This is a genomic window from Janthinobacterium rivuli (assembly GCF_009208735.1).
Taxonomy (GTDB): Bacteria; Pseudomonadota; Gammaproteobacteria; order Burkholderiales; family Burkholderiaceae_D; genus Janthinobacterium.
The window spans coordinates 263,624-283,771 of record NZ_WFLJ01000003.1 but is presented as its reverse complement, the minus strand read 5'-3'; the positions used below and the strand labels follow the sequence as shown (position 1 = coordinate 283,771).

General features: G+C 65.1%; 16 protein-coding genes. 6 read left to right on the top strand and 10 right to left on the bottom strand.

All coding sequences use genetic code 11. The features are described from left to right. Nucleotides 1-15: 15 nt before the first annotated feature. The 3 genes from GCN78_RS05605 to GCN78_RS05595 all read right to left on the bottom strand — a co-directional run bounded on the left by GCN78_RS05605 (nucleotide 16) and on the right by GCN78_RS05595 (nucleotide 4,392). Entirely contained in the window at nucleotides 16-2,334 is a 2,319-nt protein-coding gene (locus tag GCN78_RS05605; RefSeq protein ID WP_152250799.1) for an NADP-dependent malic enzyme, read from the bottom strand. A gap of 230 nt (nucleotides 2,335-2,564) precedes the next feature. Next, nucleotides 2,565-3,197 carry an SMI1/KNR4 family protein gene (locus GCN78_RS05600; protein WP_226939484.1) on the bottom strand — a complete coding sequence of 211 codons (633 nt, stop codon included), beginning with the start codon at nucleotides 3,195-3,197 and terminating at the stop codon, nucleotides 2,565-2,567. Between the two features lies 1 nt (nucleotide 3,198). Next, a complete protein-coding gene (locus GCN78_RS05595; protein ID WP_152250798.1) occupies nucleotides 3,199-4,392 on the bottom strand; it encodes an MFS transporter in 1,194 nt (397 codons plus the stop codon). 121 nt (nucleotides 4,393-4,513) lie between these two features. Here GCN78_RS05595 and GCN78_RS05590 point away from each other — a divergent pair, with 121 nt between their 5' ends. Further along, on the top strand, nucleotides 4,514-5,035 hold the full coding sequence (locus tag GCN78_RS05590; RefSeq protein WP_152250797.1) for a MarR family winged helix-turn-helix transcriptional regulator: 522 nt from the start codon (nucleotides 4,514-4,516) through the stop codon (nucleotides 5,033-5,035). A 2-nt stretch (nucleotides 5,036-5,037) separates the two neighbouring features. Here GCN78_RS05590 and GCN78_RS05585 read toward each other — a convergent pair whose 3' ends face one another. Next, complete coding sequence (locus GCN78_RS05585; RefSeq protein WP_152250796.1) at nucleotides 5,038-5,604, bottom strand: hypothetical protein; 567 nt, start codon at nucleotides 5,602-5,604, stop codon at nucleotides 5,038-5,040. A gap of 116 nt (nucleotides 5,605-5,720) precedes the next feature. Between GCN78_RS05585 and thiL the strand changes: the two genes are divergently transcribed. Beyond that, nucleotides 5,721-6,701: a thiamine-phosphate kinase gene (gene thiL / locus GCN78_RS05580; RefSeq protein WP_152250795.1), complete on the top strand. Its 981-nt coding sequence runs from the start codon at nucleotides 5,721-5,723 to the stop codon at nucleotides 6,699-6,701. A 1-nt stretch (nucleotide 6,702) separates the two neighbouring features. Here the strand turns inward: thiL and GCN78_RS05575 are convergent, their stop codons facing one another. From GCN78_RS05575 to GCN78_RS05565, 3 genes are read right to left on the bottom strand one after another with little or no spacing between them, the layout of a single operon-like run. Continuing rightward, the gene (locus GCN78_RS05575) at nucleotides 6,703-9,279 is read right to left on the bottom strand and encodes an EAL domain-containing protein (protein ID WP_152250794.1); all 2,577 of its coding nucleotides are present in this window, start codon (nucleotides 9,277-9,279) and stop codon (nucleotides 6,703-6,705) included. Then, nucleotides 9,276-11,306, bottom strand: coding sequence for an ATP-binding protein (locus tag GCN78_RS05570; protein ID WP_152250793.1), 2,031 nt, complete (start codon nucleotides 11,304-11,306; stop codon nucleotides 9,276-9,278). The genes GCN78_RS05575 and GCN78_RS05570 overlap by 4 nt, the downstream gene beginning before the upstream one ends. Beyond that, nucleotides 11,307-11,930, bottom strand: coding sequence for a YfiR family protein (locus GCN78_RS05565; protein WP_193316621.1), 624 nt, complete (start codon nucleotides 11,928-11,930; stop codon nucleotides 11,307-11,309). 223 nt (nucleotides 11,931-12,153) lie between these two features. Between GCN78_RS05565 and GCN78_RS05560 the strand changes: the two genes are divergently transcribed. Next, nucleotides 12,154-12,636: a CinA family protein gene (locus tag GCN78_RS05560; RefSeq protein ID WP_152250791.1), complete on the top strand. Its 483-nt coding sequence runs from the start codon at nucleotides 12,154-12,156 to the stop codon at nucleotides 12,634-12,636. Here the strand turns inward: GCN78_RS05560 and GCN78_RS05555 are convergent. After that, nucleotides 12,626-14,398, bottom strand: coding sequence for a GGDEF domain-containing protein (locus GCN78_RS05555; protein WP_226939483.1), 1,773 nt, complete (start codon nucleotides 14,396-14,398; stop codon nucleotides 12,626-12,628). The two genes, GCN78_RS05560 and GCN78_RS05555, sit on opposite strands and share 11 nt — an antisense overlap. A 212-nt stretch (nucleotides 14,399-14,610) precedes the next feature. Here GCN78_RS05555 and GCN78_RS05550 point away from each other — a divergent pair, with 212 nt between their 5' ends. From GCN78_RS05550 to GCN78_RS05540, 3 genes are all read left to right on the top strand, one after another. Beyond that, nucleotides 14,611-15,339, top strand: a complete 729-nt coding sequence (locus tag GCN78_RS05550) for a P-loop NTPase family protein (RefSeq protein ID WP_152250790.1) — start codon at nucleotides 14,611-14,613, stop codon at nucleotides 15,337-15,339. Beyond that, nucleotides 15,340-15,690: a hypothetical protein gene (locus GCN78_RS05545; protein ID WP_152250789.1), complete on the top strand. Its 351-nt coding sequence runs from the start codon at nucleotides 15,340-15,342 to the stop codon at nucleotides 15,688-15,690. Between the two features lie 77 nt (nucleotides 15,691-15,767). Continuing rightward, the gene (locus tag GCN78_RS05540; RefSeq protein ID WP_152250788.1) at nucleotides 15,768-18,602 is read left to right on the top strand and encodes a M16 family metallopeptidase; all 2,835 of its coding nucleotides are present in this window, start codon (nucleotides 15,768-15,770) and stop codon (nucleotides 18,600-18,602) included. 85 nt (nucleotides 18,603-18,687) lie between these two features. Here the strand turns inward: GCN78_RS05540 and GCN78_RS05535 are convergent, their stop codons facing one another. Both GCN78_RS05535 and GCN78_RS05530 read right to left on the bottom strand, forming a co-directional pair. After that, nucleotides 18,688-19,089, bottom strand: coding sequence for a ribosomal maturation YjgA family protein (locus tag GCN78_RS05535; RefSeq protein ID WP_152250787.1), 402 nt, complete (start codon nucleotides 19,087-19,089; stop codon nucleotides 18,688-18,690). Nucleotides 19,090-19,178: 89 nt separating this feature from the next. After that, nucleotides 19,179-20,084, bottom strand: a complete 906-nt coding sequence (locus GCN78_RS05530) for a LysR family transcriptional regulator (protein ID WP_152250786.1) — start codon at nucleotides 20,082-20,084, stop codon at nucleotides 19,179-19,181. Nucleotides 20,085-20,148: the final 64 nt, after the last annotated feature.

Below are 20,148 nucleotides of genomic sequence, written 5' to 3'. Positions count from 1 at the left end.
GCGACAGCTACAACCTTAGGCTTTGCGCTGTGCCACGGCATCGACGACGCACAGCGCCGTCATGTTGACGATGCGGCGCACGGTGGCCGACGGCGTCAGGATGTGCACGGGCTTGGCGCAGCCCAGCAGGATCGGGCCCACGGCGATGCCGTTGCCGGCCGCCGTCTTGACCAGGTTGTAGGCGATGTTGGCCGACTCGATGTTCGGCATGACCAGCAGGTTGGCGTCGTGCTTGAGGTCCGAGTTCGGCATCAGCTTGTGGCGCAGCTTGCTGTCGAGGGCCGTATCGCCGTGCATTTCGCCGTCGATTTCCAGGTCCGGCGCGCGTTCCTTGATGATGGCCAGCGCGGCGCGCATCTTTTGCGCCGAGGCGCTGTCGCTGGAACCGAAGTTCGAGTGCGACAGCAGCGCTGCGCGCGGCGACAGGCCGAAACGGGTCATCTCTTCGGCGGCCATGATGGTGATCTCGGCCAATTGCTCGGCGTCCGGGTTTTCATTGACGTGCGTGTCGACCATCACCAGTTGGCGTTCCGGCATGATCAAGACGTTCATGGCGGCGTAGACATTGCTGCCGGCGCGCTTGCCCAGCACCTGGTCGATGTATTTCAGGTGCAGCTGGGTGGTGCCGAAGGTGCCGCAGATCATGCCGTCCGCATCGCCCTTGTGGATCATCATCGAACCGATCAGGGTGTGGCGGCGGCGCATTTCCAGCTTCGCGTATTTCTCGGTGACGCCCTTGCGGCTCGTCATGTCGTAATACGTGTTCCAGTAATCGCGATAGCGCTCGTCGAAGTCCGGGTTGATGACGTCGAAGTCGACGCCTTGCTTGAGGCGCAGGCCGAACTTCTGGATGCGCGCTTCGAGCACGGGTGGACGGCCCACCAGGATGGGACGCGCCAGTTTTTCATCGACCACCACTTGCACGGCGCGCAGCACGCGCTCTTCTTCGCCTTCGGCGTAGACGATGCGTTTGAGTTCGGCCGGCGTGGACTTGGCCATCAGGAACAGCGGCTTCATGAAGGTGCCGCTGCGGTAGACGAATTGCTGCAGGCTGTCCGCGTACGCTTGCAGATCCTTGATCGGACGCGTGGCGACGCCCGAATCCTCGGCCGCCTTGGCGACGGCTGGCGCGATCTTGATCAAGAGGCGCGGATCGAACGGCATCGGGATCAGGTATTCAGGACCGAACGACAGGTTGCTGATGCCATACGTGGTGGCGACGATGTCGGACTGCTCGGCATGCGCCAGGTCGGCGATCGCGTGCACGACGGCGATTTCCATTTCGCGCGTGATCGTCGTGGCGCCGCAATCGAGGGCGCCGCGGAAGATGTACGGGAAGCACAGCACGTTGTTGACCTGGTTCGGATAATCCGAACGGCCCGTGGCGATGATGGCGTCGCTGCGCACGGCCTTGACTTCTTCCGGCAGGATTTCCGGATTCGGATTGGCCAGCGCCAGGATCAGCGGGTTCGGCGCCATCTTGCGCACCATGTCTTGCTTGAGCACGCCGCCGGCGGAGACGCCGAGGAAAATGTCGGCGTCCGGGATGATCTCGGCCAGGGTGCGCAGCGGCGTGTCTTGCGCGAAGCGTTCCTTGTCCGGGTCCATCAGTTCCGTGCGGCCCTTGTAGACGACGCCGGCCAGGTCGGTGACGTAGATGTTTTTCAGCGGGAAGCCCAGGTCGACGATCAGGTCCAGGCAGGCCAGCGCCGCGGCGCCCGCGCCCGACACGACCAGCTTGCAGTCCTCGATTTTCTTGCCGACGGCTTTCAAGCCGTTCAGGATGGCCGCGCCGACGATGATGGCGGTGCCGTGCTGGTCGTCATGGAAGACGGGAATCTTCATGCGGTCGCGCAGCTGGCGCTCGATGTAGAAGCACTCGGGCGCCTTGATGTCTTCCAGGTTCACGCCGCCGAAGGTCGGTTCCAGCGAAGCGATGATGTCGACCAGCTTGTCCGGGTCCATCTCGTTGATTTCGATGTCGAAGACGTCGATGCCGGCGAACTTCTTGAACAGCACGCCCTTGCCTTCCATCACCGGCTTGGCGGCCAGCGGGCCGATATTGCCCAGCCCCAGCACGGCCGTGCCGTTGGTGATGACGGCCACCAGGTTGCCGCGCGCCGTATATTTATAGGCATTCGCCGGATCGATGACGATTTCTTCGCAGGGAGCGGCCACGCCTGGCGAGTAGGCCAATGCCAGGTCGCGCTGGTTGGTCAGTTGTTTGGTCGGCGTCACGCTGATTTTGCCGGGGCGCGGGCACTCGTGATACTCGAGTGCGGCCAAGCGCAATTGTTGACGCAATTCTTCTTTTTTATCAGATGACGAATCCATGCTGTGCTGCCTTCCTGTTTGGTCGATCGGGTGTTCCGGATTTTATCAGACCGATTCTTTCAATTAGCTAGGTATTTTCCGCTAGCCACAGTCTGATATCACGAAAACGCATAACCTAGCATTGTAAGGCCGTCCGGCGGCATAAACGTCCTGAACAGGAAAAACTATCAAATTTTAGATTTCAATTAGTTTTCATAATGAACATCCGCCAGCGCGCGGCGATGCTGCATCTAGTCGAAATTTTCATCGGTCAAGAAGGCATACTCGTCATCGATCAGCATGTGCAGATAGGCGTCGAAGCTGTCGGCGATGACCAGGTAGCTATCGGGATCATGCAGGAAGCGCACCACCTGCCCCACCTTGCCTGACGCCGTGGGCGTGAAATCGATATACAGCCGCGACGAGCCGCCATTGTTCATGCAATGCGAAAAACACAGGCGCTCGCCCTGCCGGCCCCCGGCGTCGATGCGGGCGTCGACGATGCCGGGATCGTCGTCCAGGTAATGGCCGTAGATGTCGGCGATGCTGCGCTGGTTCGCCTGCCCGTCCTTGAGGATCTGCTCGACGGAGCTCAGGTAATACGGATACTCGAACACGTCCGAGCCCAGCATGTACACCAGCACCGTACCGCCGGCATACTTCTGATAATAGGTGCCGTTGTACTGGCCCAGCAAACGCAGCAGGCTGTCCGGGCACAGCGGATACGTTTGGCGCAGGCTGGCCAGTTGCGCCGCGCTGGCGCCGCTGGCCAAGGCCAGCTCCGCCAGCGGTTCCGGCGGCATGGCCTGGCGCAATCCTGCTAAATAGTGGTCGACGATGTTCATGGCCGAAATATAGCAGCTGCCGGCACGCGGCAGGCGCACGCTAACGCGACGGGGCCAGATGAGCACCGGGCGCGAAGCGCACGGCGATCAGCAGCAAGACCACCACGCCGCCGGCCATCACCATCCACGCCTGGGCCAGGCTGGACGAATGCTGGCGGATCAGGCCGGCGATGAAGGGCATGCTGCTGGCGATGATGTAGCCGCCGCCCTGCACGAATCCCAGCAGCGCGCCGGCCCCGGCCGGCTCCGTCACGTGGTCCATGCTGACGATCAGCGACAGGGGGAACAGGGCGCCGATGCCGCAGCCCAGCAATATCACGGCGGGCAGCGCCAGTTGCGCGGGCGCGACGATCAGGCAAGCCAGACCGGCCAGCACGGACAGCAAGACGGCCAGCAGCAGGATGCGGCGGTCGGGGAAGCGGTGGATGATGCTGGAAATCACCAGTCCCGCCAGCACTTCCACCAGGGTCAGGCCACCGAGCAGCAAGCCGCTGTCGGCCGCGCTCCAGCCCAGCTCCGTATAAAACGGCGGCAGCCAGGCCAGCACCAGGGTGTAGGCGCCCGTGCCGATGCCAAAGAACACCATCAGCAGCCAGGCGCGGGGGCTGCCCACGGGCAGGCTGGCGCCAACGCTGCTGGCCACGTCCACGCGCGAAGCGGCTGCGCGGCGCCACAGCAGGGCGGCGACCGCCGCAGGCAGCGCCCACAGGGCCAGCAACGCTTGCCAACCCCAGCTTTGCGCCAGCGGTGAAGCGGACGCGGCGGCGATGGCCGCGCCGCCCATGATGCCCGTCGTATAAAACCCCATCAGCTGGCCTGCCCGCGCGGGGAAATGGCGCTTGATGAAGGCCGGCAGCAGCGCCTGCACCAGCGCAATGCCCAGGCCGCCCAGGGCCGCCGTGGCGATCAGGCCGCCGCTGCCGTGCCAGGGCCAGCGCAGCGCGCAGGCGGCAGCGATGATGGCGATGCCGATAGCGATGCCGCGCGCCACGCCCAGGCGGCGCTGCAGCTGCGCGCCCAGCAAGGCGCACACGCCCATGGCGAACACGGGCACGGTGGTCAGCAAGCCCGCGTCGGCATTGCCGAGGCCCGTGCTGGCCTGGATGCTGTCGAGCAAGGGGCCGATGGCCGCCAGGATGGGGCGCAGATTCAGGCCCAGCAGGATGATGGCGGCCACCAGCAGGGCCGGGGAAGCGGAAGAAGAAAGGGGAGCGGCAGGTCGTGCGGTGGGCATGGGATAGTCCTTGCCTCGCTGGGAGGCACATGGTTTAATGCGTCATATAAAATAACTCGATGAAAAGTATCTTAACATAAAGATAGAAATCTATCTTGAGGTCAAGATAAGTGGACACCCCATGACAACTACCCCGCAAGAACACACGCGCGCGCAATTTGCCGCCGCACAATGGCAGCGCGAACTGCCGCAGATGGATACGCGCGCCATGCAGCTGGTGGGCCAGCTGGGCACGGTGGCGCAGTTGATGGCGCGCGACTGGCTCAATCCGCTGTTCGCCGAACACGGCTTGCAGCCGGGCGAATTCGACGTGCTGGCCACCCTGCGCCGCTCGGGCGCGCCATATGCGCTGACGCCGACGGCCCTGTACGAGGCGGCCATGCTGTCCTCGGGCGGCATGACCAACCGCATCGACCGGCTGGAAGCGGCCGGCCTGATCGAACGCCAGAAGCATCCGACAGACCGGCGCGGCGTGCTGGTGGCCCTGACGCCCAAGGGAGTGGAATTGATTGAAAGGCTGGTGCTGCTGCACGTGGACAACGAGCGCGCCATGCTGTCGGTGCTGAGCGCGGCCGAGCAGCGCCAGCTCGACCAGTTGCTGGCCAAGCTGCTGCACGGCATGGCGCAGGCGAAGAAAGTTTAAGTTTAGGAAAGCAGCTGCGCCAGCTCGCGCAGCGCCGCATGGCCGCGCCGGGCCTGGCGCTGCAATTGTTCCGGCGTACAGTGTCCATACAGGGCCTGGACGTGGCCCTCGCTGGCGGCGCGCAGGTCGAGCTCGCCCGCACCGGGATCGGGCAACTGCCCCTCGACCAGGGTCAGGAAATAGTGGCGCTGCGCGCCGCGCAGGTTGGCCGCGAACTGCAGCACCAGGCCGCTGTCGAACAGCAGCGCGCCGCTGCGCGCCCCCGCCTCCAGCAGCAGGCGATACGGCGGCAAGGGCCGCCGCGCCGCGCGCAGCACGCTGGCCAGGCGCACCTGATAACCGAGTTCCAATCCATTCGCATGCAAGCGGCCGCCTTGCAGATACACCTTGAACGATGCTTGCACGGCCCGGCTGGCGCAGCGGAACCAGCGCTCATCCTCATACAGGCACAGCTGGCCGCCATCGCACAGCTCGTAGAATCCGCGCGCCAGCAGTTCCGGCGCCGTGAACGTGGCCAGGCCGACGGCCTGCGGCTCGCGCAGCCAGCCATCGTCAAGATAGGATTGCATCAGGGCGTGGATATCGTGGAAGGGCATAGGGGCATGATCGGCGGTGGCAAAGACCCGTATTGTAGGCCAGCCTATAATAGCCGGGCCACACCATCACTCAACGAACAGACCACGCCATGGCCCCACACGACGCGCTTTCCGAATTCGACCTGATCAAACAATATTTCGTGCGCCAGCGCCCCGGCCGCGCCACCCTGGGCATCGGCGACGATTGCGCGCTGCTCACGCCCGGCGCCGGCAAGCAGATCGCCATCTCCTCGGACATGCTGGTCGAGGACCGGCACTTCTTCGCCGGCGCCGACGCCCGCATGCTCGGTCACAAAAGCCTGGCCGTGAACCTGTCCGACCTGGCCGCCATGGGCGCGCGTCCCGTCGCATTTACTTTGGCGCTGGCGCTGCCGCAGGCGGAACGCGCCTGGCTGGCCGGCTTTGCCGAAGGCCTGTTCGCGCTGGCCGACGCCTTCGACTGCGAACTGATCGGCGGCGACACCACCAAGGGACCGCTCAATATCTGCATCACCGTGTTCGGCGAACTGGCGCCGGGCCAGGCCCTGCGCCGCGGCGCGGCCGTGGCGGGCGACGATATCTGGGTCAGCGGCACCGTGGGCGACGCGCGCCTGGCGCTGGCCGGCTACCGCATGGAACAGGAGCTGGCGCCGGCCGACCTGCTGATGGCCGCCGCGCGCATGCACACGCCCACGCCGCGCGTGGCGCTCGGCTGCGCGCTGGCCGAAGCGGGCCTCGCGCATGCCGCCATCGACATTTCGGACGGCCTGGTGGGAGACCTCGGCCACATCTTGAAAGCGTCGCGGGTGGGCGCCACGCTCGACGTCGACGCCCTGCCGGCCGGCCCCGTGCTGGCGCGGCAAGACACGCCGCTGCGCCGCCGCTACACGGCCGCCGGCGGCGACGACTATGAACTGTGCTTCACGGCGCCGGCTTCCTCGCGCGACGCCATCGCCGCCCTGGCGGCCAGCTGCGCCACACCCGTCACGCGCGTGGGCCGCATCGAGGCAGAAAGCGGCTTGCGGCTGGTGGATGCAAAGGGATTGCCACTGGATCTGGCCTTGAGCTCCTTCGACCACTTCAGCGATTGAGCTAGCGCACCGCCACGCGCGCCAGCCCCGGCTGGTTCACCATCCAGTAGTGCTGGAAGGCCAGGCGGATGTTGTCGCGCAGCTGGGTGTCATCCCACGGCTTCGTATAAAAACGGTAGATGGCGCCCCGGTTGATCGAGTCGAGTACGGCTTCGAGGCCCGTGTAGCCGGACAGGATGATACGGATGGTTTCCGGGTATAGCTCCTTCACCTTGCTGAGGAACTCCGTGCCGCTCATGCTGGGCATGCGCTGGTCGCAGACGATGACGTGCACGCGGTGCAGGGCCAGCATTTCAAAGCCTTCGGCCGGCGTGCTGGCCGTGAGGATGTGATAGCCCTCGGGACGGAACAGGCGGTGCAGCGACGACAGCACGTTGACGTCGTCGTCGACGATGAGCAGGGTCTGCGCCGGCTGGGCGGCCGGGTCGTGGCCGGGCGGCAGGCCGGCGCCGGCGACGATCATCTGCCCCAGTTCCAGCGCCGGCAGGGCGCGGCTGAAATAAAAACCCTGGATTTCATCGCAGCGGTTGCGCCGCAGGTATTCCAGCTGCGGGCGCGATTCCACGCCCTCGGCCACCACGCTCAGTTTCAGGCTGTGCGCCATGCTGACGATGGCCAGCGCGATGGCCGCGTCGTTCGGGTTGCTGGTGATGTTGCGCACGAAGGCGATGTCGATTTTCAGCTTGTCGATGGGGAAGCGCTGCAGATAGGCCAGGCTCGAGTAGCCGGTGCCGAAATCGTCGATGGCCACCTTCACGCCGATTTTCTTCAGTTTGCCCAGCACGACGATGGTGCGCTCGGCGTTCGACATCAGCGCCGTTTCCGTCAATTCCAGTTCCAGCAGTTCCGGCGCCACCTCGTGCTGCGCCAGCGCGTGCGTCACTTCGCCTTCCAGGTCGCCTTCGGCAAACTGGCGGCTCGACACATTCACGGCCACGTGCACGGGCCCCACTTCGCTGTCGCGCCACTCGGCGATCTGGCGGCAGGCGGCCTGGATCACCCAGGCGCCCACGCGCACGATCAGGCCCGTGTCTTCCAGCACCGGCACGAATTCGGCCGGCGCCACCAGGCCGTAGCCGGGACGGCGCCAGCGCAGCAGCGCTTCCACGCCGCTGATGCGGCCCGTGCGCAAATCCACCTTCGGCTGGTAGTACAGGATGAACTGCTCGTGTTCGAGCGCATGGCGCAGCGCCAGTTCCAGGTCCAGGCGCGCCAGCACCTGCACGTTCATGCCGGCCGTGAAAAAGCGGTAGCCGTCGCGGCCCGCCTGCTTGGCGCCGCCCATGGCCGTATTCGCGTATTTGATCAGGGTTTCCGGGTCGGTGGCGTCGTCCGGATACATGGCGATGCCGATGCTGGCCGTCAGGGTGGCCGCATGGCCGCGCAAGTCGAACGGCGCGCGCAAGGCTTCGCGCACCTGGTTGGCCACGGCCACGGCTTCCTGCTGGTTGCGGCTCATGGTGAGTATCAGCGCGAATTCGTCGTTGCCCAGGCGTCCCACCGTGTCGCGCAGGCGCACGCATTCGACCAGGCGGTTGCTGAACTGGCGCAGCAGTTCGTCGCCCAGCGCCGCGCCCAGCGTGTCGTTGATGCTTTTAAAACGGTCGAGCGCGATGAACAGCACCACGATGCGCCAGCTTTTTTCCTGCGCCAGTTCGACGGCCTGGGCCAGGGTCTGGTAGAACAGGCTGCGGTTCGGCAGCCCCGTCAAGCCATCGTAGTGGGCCATGTGCTTCAGGCGTTCCTGCGCCTGGCGCCGCTCGCTGATGTCGCGCGCCACGGCGATCAGCAGCAGGCCGCCCGCGCCCTGCCCGCCCGCCACGGGCGCCTGCGCATACCAGTGCCAGCCCAGTTCCACGGGCACCAGGCTCAGGTCGCGCCGCACCAGTTCGCATTCCGTCACTTCCGTGGCCAGGTGGGCCGCGCCGCCCGGCAACGCAGCCAGGGGCGGGGCCGGCGGCGACGGCAGCAAGGTGCCGGGCGCCAGCGCCAGCAGCTCCGCGCGCGCATAGCCGAGCAGGCGGCACGCGCCGTCGTTGACGTCGACCAGGGTCATGCCCAGCACGTCGACGAGGAAGATGGCGTCGGTGGTGGCGTCCATGGCGCCGCGAAAGCGCTGCAGTTCGGCCGTGCGCTGGCCCACCGTGCGTTCGAGCAAAGTGTTGTAGTGGCGCGCGGCGCGGTGCAGCAGCCGCACTTCGAGCATGTTGCGGATGCGCGTGAGCACCTCGAGCGCATCGAAGGGTTTGCTGATGAAGTCGCGCGCGCCCGCTTCCAGCGCCGCCAGCTTGGCGTCCGGGTCGGCGGCGATCACCAGCACGGGCAGGTAGCCTTCCAGTTCCAGCGGGCGCAGGGCATCCATCACGTCGAAACCGCTCATGCCCGGCATCACCAGGTCGAGGATGATCAGGTCGAACTGGTGCCGCTGGTGCAGGCCGGCCACGGCGCGCGCGTCGAGGGTGCTGCTGATGGCCGTGTAGCCGCCGCTTTGCAGCAAATGCTCGAGCAGGCGCAGATTGACTTCCTGGTCGTCGACGATGAGGATTTTCGCCGCATAGATGTCGGCCTGGCTGATCATGGCGCGCCCGTTCCCTTCTGCCGGCGCTGCTGCGCCACATAGGCCAGGGTGCTGTTGATCGCCTCGGTAAATTCATCGAGGTTGATCGGCTTGGTCAGGTAGCGGTAAAAGCCCAGCGCCATGCTGCGCTCGACGTCGCCCGGCATGGCGTTGGCCGTCAGGGCGATGACGGGGATGTGCGCCGTGCGCGGATCGGCGCGCAGCATTTTCAGCGCGTCCGTGCCGTTCACATGCGGCAGGTTGATGTCCATCAGGATCAGCTGCGGCAGGTGGGTGCGCGCCATCTCCACGCCCAGGCGGCCGTCCGTTGCCGTCAGCAGATGCAATTGCGGGCAGTAGCGCACGATCTCCTCGACCAGGGTCAGGTTGGCGGGATTGTCTTCCACGTACAGCAAAGTGACGGGGGCGCTGTGCTCGAGCAGCGCCCCGGCCAGGTCCGGCCGCGGCAAGGCCAGCGGGTCGGGCGCAGGCAAGGCGTCGACCACGCGCAGCTCGATCCAGAAGGTGCTGCCCTCGCCGGGTGCGCTGGTCACGCCGATGCTGCCATCCATCAGCTCCACCAGGCGCTTAGTGACCACCAGGCCGATGCCGCTGCCCTCTTCCGTGCCGCCCTCCTGCCCCAGCCGGTTGAAGGGCTGGAACAGCAGCGCCACCTGTTCGCCGTTGAGCCCTGCGCCCGTGTCGCGCACGCTGATGCGCACCCGTCCGCCCGCCTGCGGCGTGCATGCGATGGTCACCTGCCCCTGCTCGCGGTTGTACTTGAGCGCATTCGACAGCAGGTTCAACAAGATCTGCTTGAGGCGCGTGCGGTCGGCCAGCACGTTCAGGGGACAGGTGTCGGGAAAGGTCATGCCGATGCGGCGCTGGCTGGCCAGCGGCGCGATCATGTCGCGGCATTCCTGCAAGATGGCGTCCAGGCCCACCGGTTCCAGCGACAGGCTGACCGTGCCCGACTCCACCTTCGCCAGGTCGAGGATTTCATTGATCAAGGTCAGCAGGTGGCGCCCCGATTTCAGGATATGGCCGGCGAACTCCTTCTTTTGCTCCAGGGTCGACGGCAGGCGGTCGGAACTGAGGATTTGCGCGAAGCCCAGGATGGCGTTGAGCGGCGTGCGCAGTTCATGGCTCATCGACGACAGGAAGGCCGACTTGGCATAGTTGGCGCTGCGCGCCTCTTCCATCGCCATGGCCAGCTCGCCATTCGTCATTTCCAGCTGCATCGTGCGCTCGTGCACGCGCACTTCCAGTTCCTGGTTCAGGCGCATGACTTCCTGCTGCGCCTGGGTGCGCCGCTCGCCTTCGCGCGCCAGTTCGCCGTTCGAGCGCTCCAGCGCCTGCGTGCGCAGCTCGATCTCGGCCAGCATCTTGTTGAAGGAATCGACCAGCTGCGCCACTTCGTCGTCGCTGAGCTTGCGCGCACGGCGCGAGTAGTCGCCCGTCTCGATCACTTCGCGCGCCACGTCGGCGATGTCGAGGATGGGTTGCGTGATGACGAAATCGAGGCGGCGCAGCAGCAGCAAGGCCACCAGCAGCGCCAGCACCGTCACGCCCAGCGCGATGGCCAGGTAATCGGCCGTGCGGCCGGCCAGCTCGTAATCGGCGCGCAGATACACGGTGCCCAGCAGTTCGCCATTGTCGACGATGGGCTTGAACAATTCCACCGAGCTGCCGGTGATATTTTCGCCTTCCTTGCCCACCTTCTCCGGCAGCGCGCCGACGCGCTCATTTGCGCGGTAGCTGGCAAACAGGCTGCCATCGGCCTTGTACAGGGCGCCGGCCGTCACGCGCGGGCGGATGCGCATCAGGTTGAGGTTTTCCAGCGCCAGGCGTTCGTCGTCGAAAGCCAGCGCGGCCGAACTCATGTGCCCCAGCAGCTCGGCCTGGGTACTGATGTCGGCCACCAGGTTGCGGTGGTAGGCGCGCAAGTCGTAGACGACGATGGTGCCCAGCGAAATGACGAGCGCCACGAGGGTGGTCAGCAAGACCACCGACATCAGTTTGCGGCGGATGGAACGCAGTCGTATCATCTAGGCGCCTCCCGTCTGCACGCGGTAGGCGGCCAGCAGCATGCGCGCGCTGATGCGGATATGCGCCTGCGCCACGGGTTTCAGGGCCACGTCGAAGCGCACCTTGTCCTCGGCCATCACAAAATTGATCATGCTGCCCATCGCGTAGACCTCATCCGAATCGGACACCGTCAGCAACGCCAGGCCACGGCTGGCGGCCAGCATCTCCTGCAGCGCCGTTTTCTCCAGCGCGCCCAGGTACAGCACGTGCAGCCCGGCCAGCGCTTCGCCGCGGCGCACTTTCTTCACCTGCACGGCGCGCCCATTGACGCTATGCCCGGCCACGCTCTGCTCAAGCTGCTCGGCCAACGCATCGGCGCCCGCCACGCCGATCACCAGCGGAGATTCGGGTCGGGCAAAGCTGCCGTCGGGCCATTCGACAAAGCCGGCAAACTTGTACAGATACGCGGCCTTGACCTGGCGCTCCAGCTCTCCCGGTACCGGCACCTGCGCCCGCGCCGCGACGCACAGCACGCCCAGGAGCAGCAATAGCCAGCCCCAGCGGAGAGAGCGGCCCCCTGCGCCGCGCGCGGAGCGGCGCAGGGGGCCAGGATGACGCCACCAGGTCCAGTTCAGAATTGCCATGACAACCGAGTAAAGATAGTGCATACGAAGGCGCGGCACCATGCCGCTTGCCGATTCGGGCGATGCGCACCAGGGTGGCGCAGCGACAGAGCGCCTGCCGGCCCGAAGTGGTAGCAAATGTATAAAAGAGTGTACGCATTTTCGCTGTGACCGGGGAAAGTTTCTTTTACCATTGACCATGCTACAGTCTTGCCACCATTTTCACCGCATGCAGGAGTCATCCATGAGCAACGAACTCGTCCCCCTCTCCACCGCGGTCGGCCTGGCCTTGCAGGCGAAGGGCCTGCTGCTGGCCACGGCCGAATCGTGCACGGGCGGCGGCGTGGCGCAGGCCGTCACCGATATTTCAGGCTCGAGCGCCTGGTTCGAACGGGGCTTCGTCACCTATTCGAACGGCGCCAAGACCGACATGCTGGGCGTGCCCGCCGAGCTGATCGCCGCACACGGCGCCGTCAGCGAGGAAGTAGCCGCCGCCATGGCGCAAGGCAGCCTGGCCCACAGCGAAGCCCAGGTGGCCGTCTCGACCACGGGCATCGCCGGGCCCACAGGCGGCGTGCCGGGCAAGCCCGTCGGCACCGTCTGCTTCGGCTGGGCCATGGACGGACGCGTGCAAACGCAGCGCCGCGTATTCGCCGGCGATCGCCAGGCCGTGCGCAAGCAGGCCGTGACGCACGCCCTGCGCGAATTGCTGCGTTTCATCCAGTAGCGTCGGCGATGCAGGCGCGGTCGCGGCCCGCCTGCTTGGCCGCGTACAGGGCGCTGTCGGCGCGCATCAGCAACTCGTGGCGGCCGGCGCCGTGGCGCGGGTATTCGGCGATGCCGGCCGAAAAGGTGCAGCCCGTCAAGCTGTGCGGCGCCTGCCGGATCAGCAACTGGCGGTAGCGCGCGGCGATATCGTCGATCTTGTGCGCGGCGATGCTGCTGTCGGCTTCGCGCAACAGCAGACAGAATTCCTCGCCGCCATAACGGCACACCATGTCGCTGCCGCGCAACTGGCTCTCCACCAAGCGCGCGAACTGGATCAGCACTTCGTCGCCAAAATTATGCCCATAGGTATCGTTGACGCGCTTGAAGAAATCCAGGTCGATGATGGCGATGGCCACGGGCGCATCCGCGTCCGCCTCGTGCAGGATGGCATTGAGGCAGGTTTCAAAATGGCGGCGGTTGTACAGGCCCGTCAGGTGGTCGCGCATGGCCTGTTCCTTCAGGCTGTCCTGCAGCGAGTTGACGTGCAGGATCTGGTGCGCCAGTTCGCGGTTCAGGTGCTCGAGCTTGGCATTTTCCGTCTCGCGCGCCGCCTGCAGTTCCAGCGCCTTGTCGCGCTCGGCTTTCAGGCTGTGCATCTCCTTTTCCAAGTTGCGCATCAGGCTGCGCGAGGCGCGCGCCGACTTGCTGCTGGCCTCGTAGGCGGCCTGGTATTGCTGCAGGAAACCATACGCGGCCTGCCATTCGCCCAGCTGGGCGTTGATGTCGGCCAAGCCCCGCAAAATCTGCTGCTGGTGAAATGGATTGCGCGTCCAGCTCAGCAGGCTGTGCGCCTGCGTCAGCGACGCCAGCGCCTGCGCCGTCTGGCCCGCGTGCAGGTCCAGCTTGCCGCGCACCAGCCACGCATGCATCTGCTCTTCCAGGTCCTGGCCGCGGCGCGCATATTCTTCGGCCCGCAACAGCAGTTGCAAGGCGCTCTCGGGCTGGCCCAGCAGGATGGCCGCGTGGGCGGCGATGCAGAACAGGAAGGCGCGCACGGCCAGGTCTTCTTCCGACCACTCGTAAAATGGTTCCACCAGCGCCAGCGCCTCGGCCGGCTTGCCGGTGGCTAATAAACACATGGCCAGGTTGGCCGAGACGATGGTTTGCTGATATTTCAGCTTCTGCGTGCCGATGATGTCGAGCGCCTCGACCAGCAGGGGAATGGCGTCTTCATCATTGCCCAGGTCATGCTGCGACGACGCCAGGTTCGACAGGCTGTTGACCCGGTGCGCGGGGCTGCCGAAGCGCTCGGCGATGTCGAGCGCCAGCAGGAAATTGCGCGGGCCGTCCTGCGTATCGCCACGGTTCAGGGCATCGACGCCCAGGCGCGCGTACAGCATGAACTTGTGCAGCGAGTCCGGTATCTGCGCGGCCTGGCTGCGCGCCTGCAGGAAGTGCTGCTCGGCACCGGAAAAATCGCCGCGCCGGCTCGCATATGCGCCCTGCAGGGCGGCCACTTCCATGCCGCCTTCCAGGTCGCCGCTGTGCTGGAAATACGCGCCCAGGCGCTCGCACGACGGTTCGGCCTCGCCCGCGTAATACGCCAGCCAGCAATGATTGAGTTCCGCATATGCGCCACCGCGCGCATACTGTTGTCGTTGCGCCGCCGCCAGCGCCATCTGCGCCAGCCGGCGCGCCTGGCGGCGGTTGCCGACCAGGCAAGACAGGGCCTGCTGATTCAGACGGTCAATGTCGGCTTTATCGAGACTGGAGATCGGCACTGCGTCCTCGTTCACACTCTGGGGTGGATTTTTCACACAAAACTTGCTCTGTATCAATGGTATCCTGATTAACATCATAACCAGATTCGCTGTTCCGCATGGCATATTTGCAAAGGATTGTGGTAAAAATGCCAGTCGTGGCCTGGCCTGGCGCCTGCGCCGCTGTCACGGATCTTTGATTGTCACTGACGCAACAACTTGGAGTAGTCGCAATGCAAAACACGGTACATTTCATCCTGCAGGGCAAGGGCGGCATCGGTAAGACCCTCGTCTCGACCCTGCTGGCCCAGTGGATAGGCGGCAAGGACGACACGCCTTTGCGCTGCTATGACACCGATCAGGAAAACGCCACCTTTTCGCGCTACAAGGCGATGAACGTCAAGCATGTGCCCGTGATGACGGATGCGCGCAACATCGACCCGAAACGCTTCGATGCGCTGATGATCGACATTCTCGACACGGACGGCAACTGCGTGGTCGACAATGGCGCGAACACGTTTTCGCCACTAATGGGCTACCTGCTGGAAAACGACTGCTTCGCACTGCTGCAGGAATCAGGCCGCAAGGTGTACATCCACACCATCGTCGGCGGCGGCGACACCCTGCACGACACGGCCACGGGTTTTGTCGCCACGGCGCAAGCGACGACCGTGCCGCTGGTGCTGTGGCAGAACGAACACTTTGGCCTGCTGCAATCGGCGTCCGGCAAGCAGTTCGTCGAATCGCAGTCGTATGCCGACAACCGCGCGCGCGTCAAAGGCAGCATCACCTTGAGCCAGCGCAATCCCGACACCTTCGGCGCGGACGTCAAGAAGATGAACACGGCGCGCCTGACGATGCAGGAAGTGTTGCAGAACGACAAGTTCAACATCATGGAAAAGCAGCGCATCAAGGTCGTCTACCGCGACATCTTCGAACAGCTCGACAAGGTGCAGTGGTAGATGGACCGGCACACACTGCGCAGCCACGTGTTCGACAAGACGGGCATCAAGGTCGACGTCGATGACCCGATATTCGCCCTCGTGGCGCTGAACGAAGCCGTGCTGGCGGAAACCGTCGAACGCCAGCTGGCCCTGCTGGACGCCGCCACGCAGGCGCTGGCGGCGCAGGCGCGTGCGGCAGGCGGCTTGCCTGAGCTGCCGCCAGGGTCACTGGCCAGCCTTGCCGACCAGGCGGCGCCCACCGCCGGCTTCACGCCGCGCGAATGGCGTTTGCTGGGCGCGGCCGCCATCGTCTCCATCGCCAGCGCGCTGCTGGTGCTGGGCGGCGCGGCCCTGCTGTATAAACTGTAGCACCGACCGTAGCACCGTCGCGCTGCGCCAGCCACGAGCGAGCCGCAGCGTCTTCTCCACCTACCCTGGAAACATGCATGAAACCGATCAAACTGCTGGCCCTCCCCGCCCTGTTGCTGTCGCTGTACGGCGCCCCCTTGAGCCTGGCCCACGCCGCCGATGCGGCCAAGGCCGCCACGACGGCCCCCATGGGCGCGACGTCCGTACCGAACATCGCCTACGAAAAATACACCTTGCCGAACGGCCTCGACGTCATTCTCGTGGAAGACCATAAATTGCCCGTCACGGCCGTCAATATCTGGTACCACGTGGGGCCCGCGAATGAAGCGCCGGGATTGACGGGCTTTGCGCATTTGTTCGAGCACATGATGTTTGCCGCCACCAAGCACGTGCCGCGCGGCATGGCCGACCAGTTGCTCGAAGGCGCGGGCGCCACCGATTCGAACGGCAGCACGGATTTCGACCGCACCAATTACTTCGACACGGTGCCGTCGAACCAGCTGGAACTGGCCCTGTGGACGCATTCCGACCGCATGGGCTACCTGCTGGACGTGCTCGACCAGACGGCCCTGACGAACCAGCAGGACGTGGTGCGCAACGAGCGCCGCCAGAGCGTGGAGAATGCACCGTACGGCATCGTGCAGGAAGCCCTGTACCACCAGCTGTTTCCCAAGACCCACCCGTATTACGCCAGCGTCATCGGTTCGCACGCGGACATCCAGAACGCGAAACTGGCCGACATCAAGGAATTTTTTACCAAATATTATGGCCCCAACAACGCCAGCCTGGTGATCGCCGGCGACATCGACAAGGCGAAGACCAAGGAACTGGTCAACAAATACTTCGGCAGCTTCAAGAGCGGCCCGGCCGTGCCGAAACCCGATGTCGTGACGCCGCCCATCACGCAGGAACGCCGCATCGTGGTGCAGGACCGGGTCGAATTGCCGCGCGTCTTCATGGCCTGGCTGACGCCGTCCGCCTACACCAAAGATGACGCGGAACTGTCGATGGCCGCGCATATCCTGGCCGGCGGCAAGTCCAGCCGCCTGTACAAATCCCTCGTGTACGACAAGCAGATCGCCCAGGACGTGGGCGCCAGCCAGGGCTCGAACGCCCTCACCTCCATCTTCACCATCGACGCGACGGCGCGCCCGGGCCACCAGCCCGAGGAAATCGAGCAAGCCCTGCAGGCGGAGCTGGAACAATTGCGCGCCAAGGGCCCCACCGAGAAGGAACTGGAGCGGGCGCGCAACAGCATCGAAACCAATATGCTGAGCCAGGTGGAAAAAATGGGCGGGCGCGGCGTGGCCAACTTGCTCAACGAATACAACCAGTACGTGGGCGACCCCGGCTACCTGGCCAAGGATATCGAGCGCTACCGCCAGGTGACGGCGGCCGGCGTGCAGCGCGCCGTGGATACCTATTTGAAGAACCAGTCGCGCGTCGTCGTCTATGGCGTGCCGGGCACGCCGGACCTGGGCGCGGAAGTGCCGACGCCGGCGCCGGGCAAGGTCAAGCCTGCGCCAGGCACGGCCATCAATGCGGACGAGCCATGGCGCAATGCCGTGCCGAAGGCCGGTCCCGCGCCAAAGATCGTGCTTCCGCAAGGAAAGTCGTTCACCCTGGCGAACGGCCTGACCGTGATCCACCACTACAACGGGGCCGTGCCGCTCGTTTCCAGCCAGCTGGTCATCAAGAGCGGCTCGGGCGCCAATCCGCTGGCGCAGCCGGGCTTGTCGAGCTTTACGGCGCAATTGCTGCAGGAAGGCACCAATACGCGCAGCGCGCCGCAAATCGCCGACGACGTGGCGCAGCTGGGCGCGCTGCTGAGCACAGGCTCCAACACGGATGCCTCGTTCGCCCAGCTGACGTCGCTCAAAGCCACGTTCCCGCAAGCGCTCGACGTGCTGGCCGACGTGGTGCTGCACCCGCAATTCCCGCAAGAAGAGGTGGAACGCCAGCGCGCCAGCCGCCTCGGCCAGCTGGCGCAGCAGCGCGAAAACGCGGGCGCCGTGGCGGCCCGCGTGGAAGCGGCGGCCCTGTATGGCCCGCAGCATCCGTATGGCTATATCCAGCTGGGCACGGAAGCGGCGCTGAAAGCGGCCAGCCGTGCCGACCTGCAAGCGTTCTGGCAGCAGCATTACCTGCCCAACAATGCGGCGCTGATCGTCTCGGGCGATATCGGCGAAGCGGAATTGAAGGCGCTGGCCGAAGCGAAGTTCGGCAGTTGGAAGGCGGGCGCGGTGGCGCCGGCCGTGGCCGCCGCACCGCAGACGACGAAGGCAAAACTGATTTTGGTCGACAAGCCGGGCGCGCCGCAAACGGCCGTGCGCCTGTCCGCCATCGCCGTGCCGCGCGCCACGCCCGACTATGCGCCGCTGCAAGTGATGAACGCGGCGCTGGGCGGCTTGTTTACCAGTCGCCTGAACACCAACTTGCGCGAAGAAAAGGGCTACACCTATGGCGTGCGCTCGCAATTCCAGTATCGCAGCCAGCCTGGACCGTTCTCGATTGCGGCAGGCGTGCGCACCGATGTGACGGGTGCGGCCGTGTCGGAAACCGTCAAGGAAATCCGCGCCATGATCGCCAAGCCCTTGAGCGGCAAGGAGTTGGCGAATGCGCGCAATTCGCAAGTGCTGTCCTTGCCGGGCCAGTTCGACACGAATGCCAGCATCAGCGCCAGCATGGCGAACGCGTATATCTACGGCCTGGGTCTCGACTATTACACGACCTTGCCGCAGCGCCTTGCCAGCGTGACGGACAAGCAGGTGCAACAGGTGGCGAAAAAGTACCTGCAGCCGGAGAAGCTGATCGTCATCGGCGTGGGCGACAAGGCGAAGATCGCCCCGCAGTTGTCCAAACTAAAACTGGCGCCGGTGGAAGTGCGCGACGCGGAGGGTAACGTAAAGTGATACTTATGGGGCTAGTCCCGTCAGGGGAATGTGTCCCAATGGGACGCATTCCGATTCCGAAGGAACTGGCCCCACATATCAAAGCTTAGCGGCGCTTGAACAAGATCATCTTGTCCACCAGCGCCGCGATCGCCACACCGGCCGTATAGGCGATCAAGTCAGTCCAGCCGAAGGTGGAGCCCAGCACCAGGTGGCCCAGCGGATGCGCGCGCAGCGCGACGAGCCACGGCGCCTGGATCAGCTGGCCGAATTCCACGGCAAAGCAGATCAGCAAAGACCACAAGGCCAGTTGCCACGTGCGCATGCGCGTGGCAATGATGCCCAGCGCAAAGACGATCATCATGGCCCACAAGGCATCGCCCGGATATTTTCCCAATGCAGCGGGAAGGAATTGGGGATAGGCGCGCGAGGCCAGGCCCAGCGCGATGACAGCCACGGTTGCGCCCACCTGCAGCAGGCGGCGGCGTTCAGGTTTTACCAGGAACATATTTCCATTCAAAGGCACAATACGGGCCGAACCATTGCGGCCCGTCCGATATTGTACTGCGCGGCCGTGTCCGCCTGCAGCCTATCGCATCAAGTCAAGTCGACGTGCTGCGCCAGGAAGTCGAGGAAGACGCGCACGCGCAGCGGCACATGCCCGCCTTGCCCCACGAAGACGGCATGCACTTCCTCGCTGTCGCCGGGATTGTATTCTTCCAGCACGGCCAGCAAACGGCCGGCCGCGATATCGGCGCGCACCTGAAAGGCGGCCAGGCGCGCCAGTCCCAGTCCAGCCAGCGCCAGTTGCCGCAAGGCTTCGCCATCGCTGGCCTGCGCATTGCCGGTAACAGGCACGACGACGTCACCCTCGGGCAGGCGCAGCGGCCAGCCGGAGCGGGCGCGCGCGTAATTGGCGTCGAGCAAATTGTGCGCTGCCAGCTCGGCGGGCGCCAGCGGCGTGCCGCGCCGCGCCAGATAGGATGGCGCCGCGACGATCGCCATGCGCGTCTGGCCCAGCTTGCGCGCCAGCAGGCTGGAACTTTTCAGCGGACCGGCCCGCACGGCCACGTCCGTGCGCTGCTCGAGGATATCGACCACGGCATCCGTGAGCACGATGTCGAGCGTCACCTCTGGATAGCGCTCCAGAAAGAGCGGCGCCAGCGGCAACAAAAAATGCTGGCCGAACGGCACGTTCGCATTCACCCGTATTTTGCCGCGCGGCACATCTTGCGCACCGGCGCAGCGCTCGGCCTCGTCCAGGGCCGCCAGCACCTGCGTGCCCCGTTCATACAGGCCGCAGCCTTCGGCCGTCAGCTGCAGCTGACGCGTGGAGCGGTTCAGCAGGCGCGCGCCCAGGCGTTCTTCCAGCCGCGAGACGAGCTTGCTGACGGCCGACGGTGTCATGCCGCAAACGCGCGCAGCGGCGGAAAAGCCGCCCAGTTCGACCACGCGCACAAACACTTCCAGCTCGCCGGAACGGTTGACATCCAGTCTTGCCATTGTGAATTCAACTCATAAATGTTCTTCGATGAGATAGTCTAGTGCATAAATGGCTTTGCTTTCA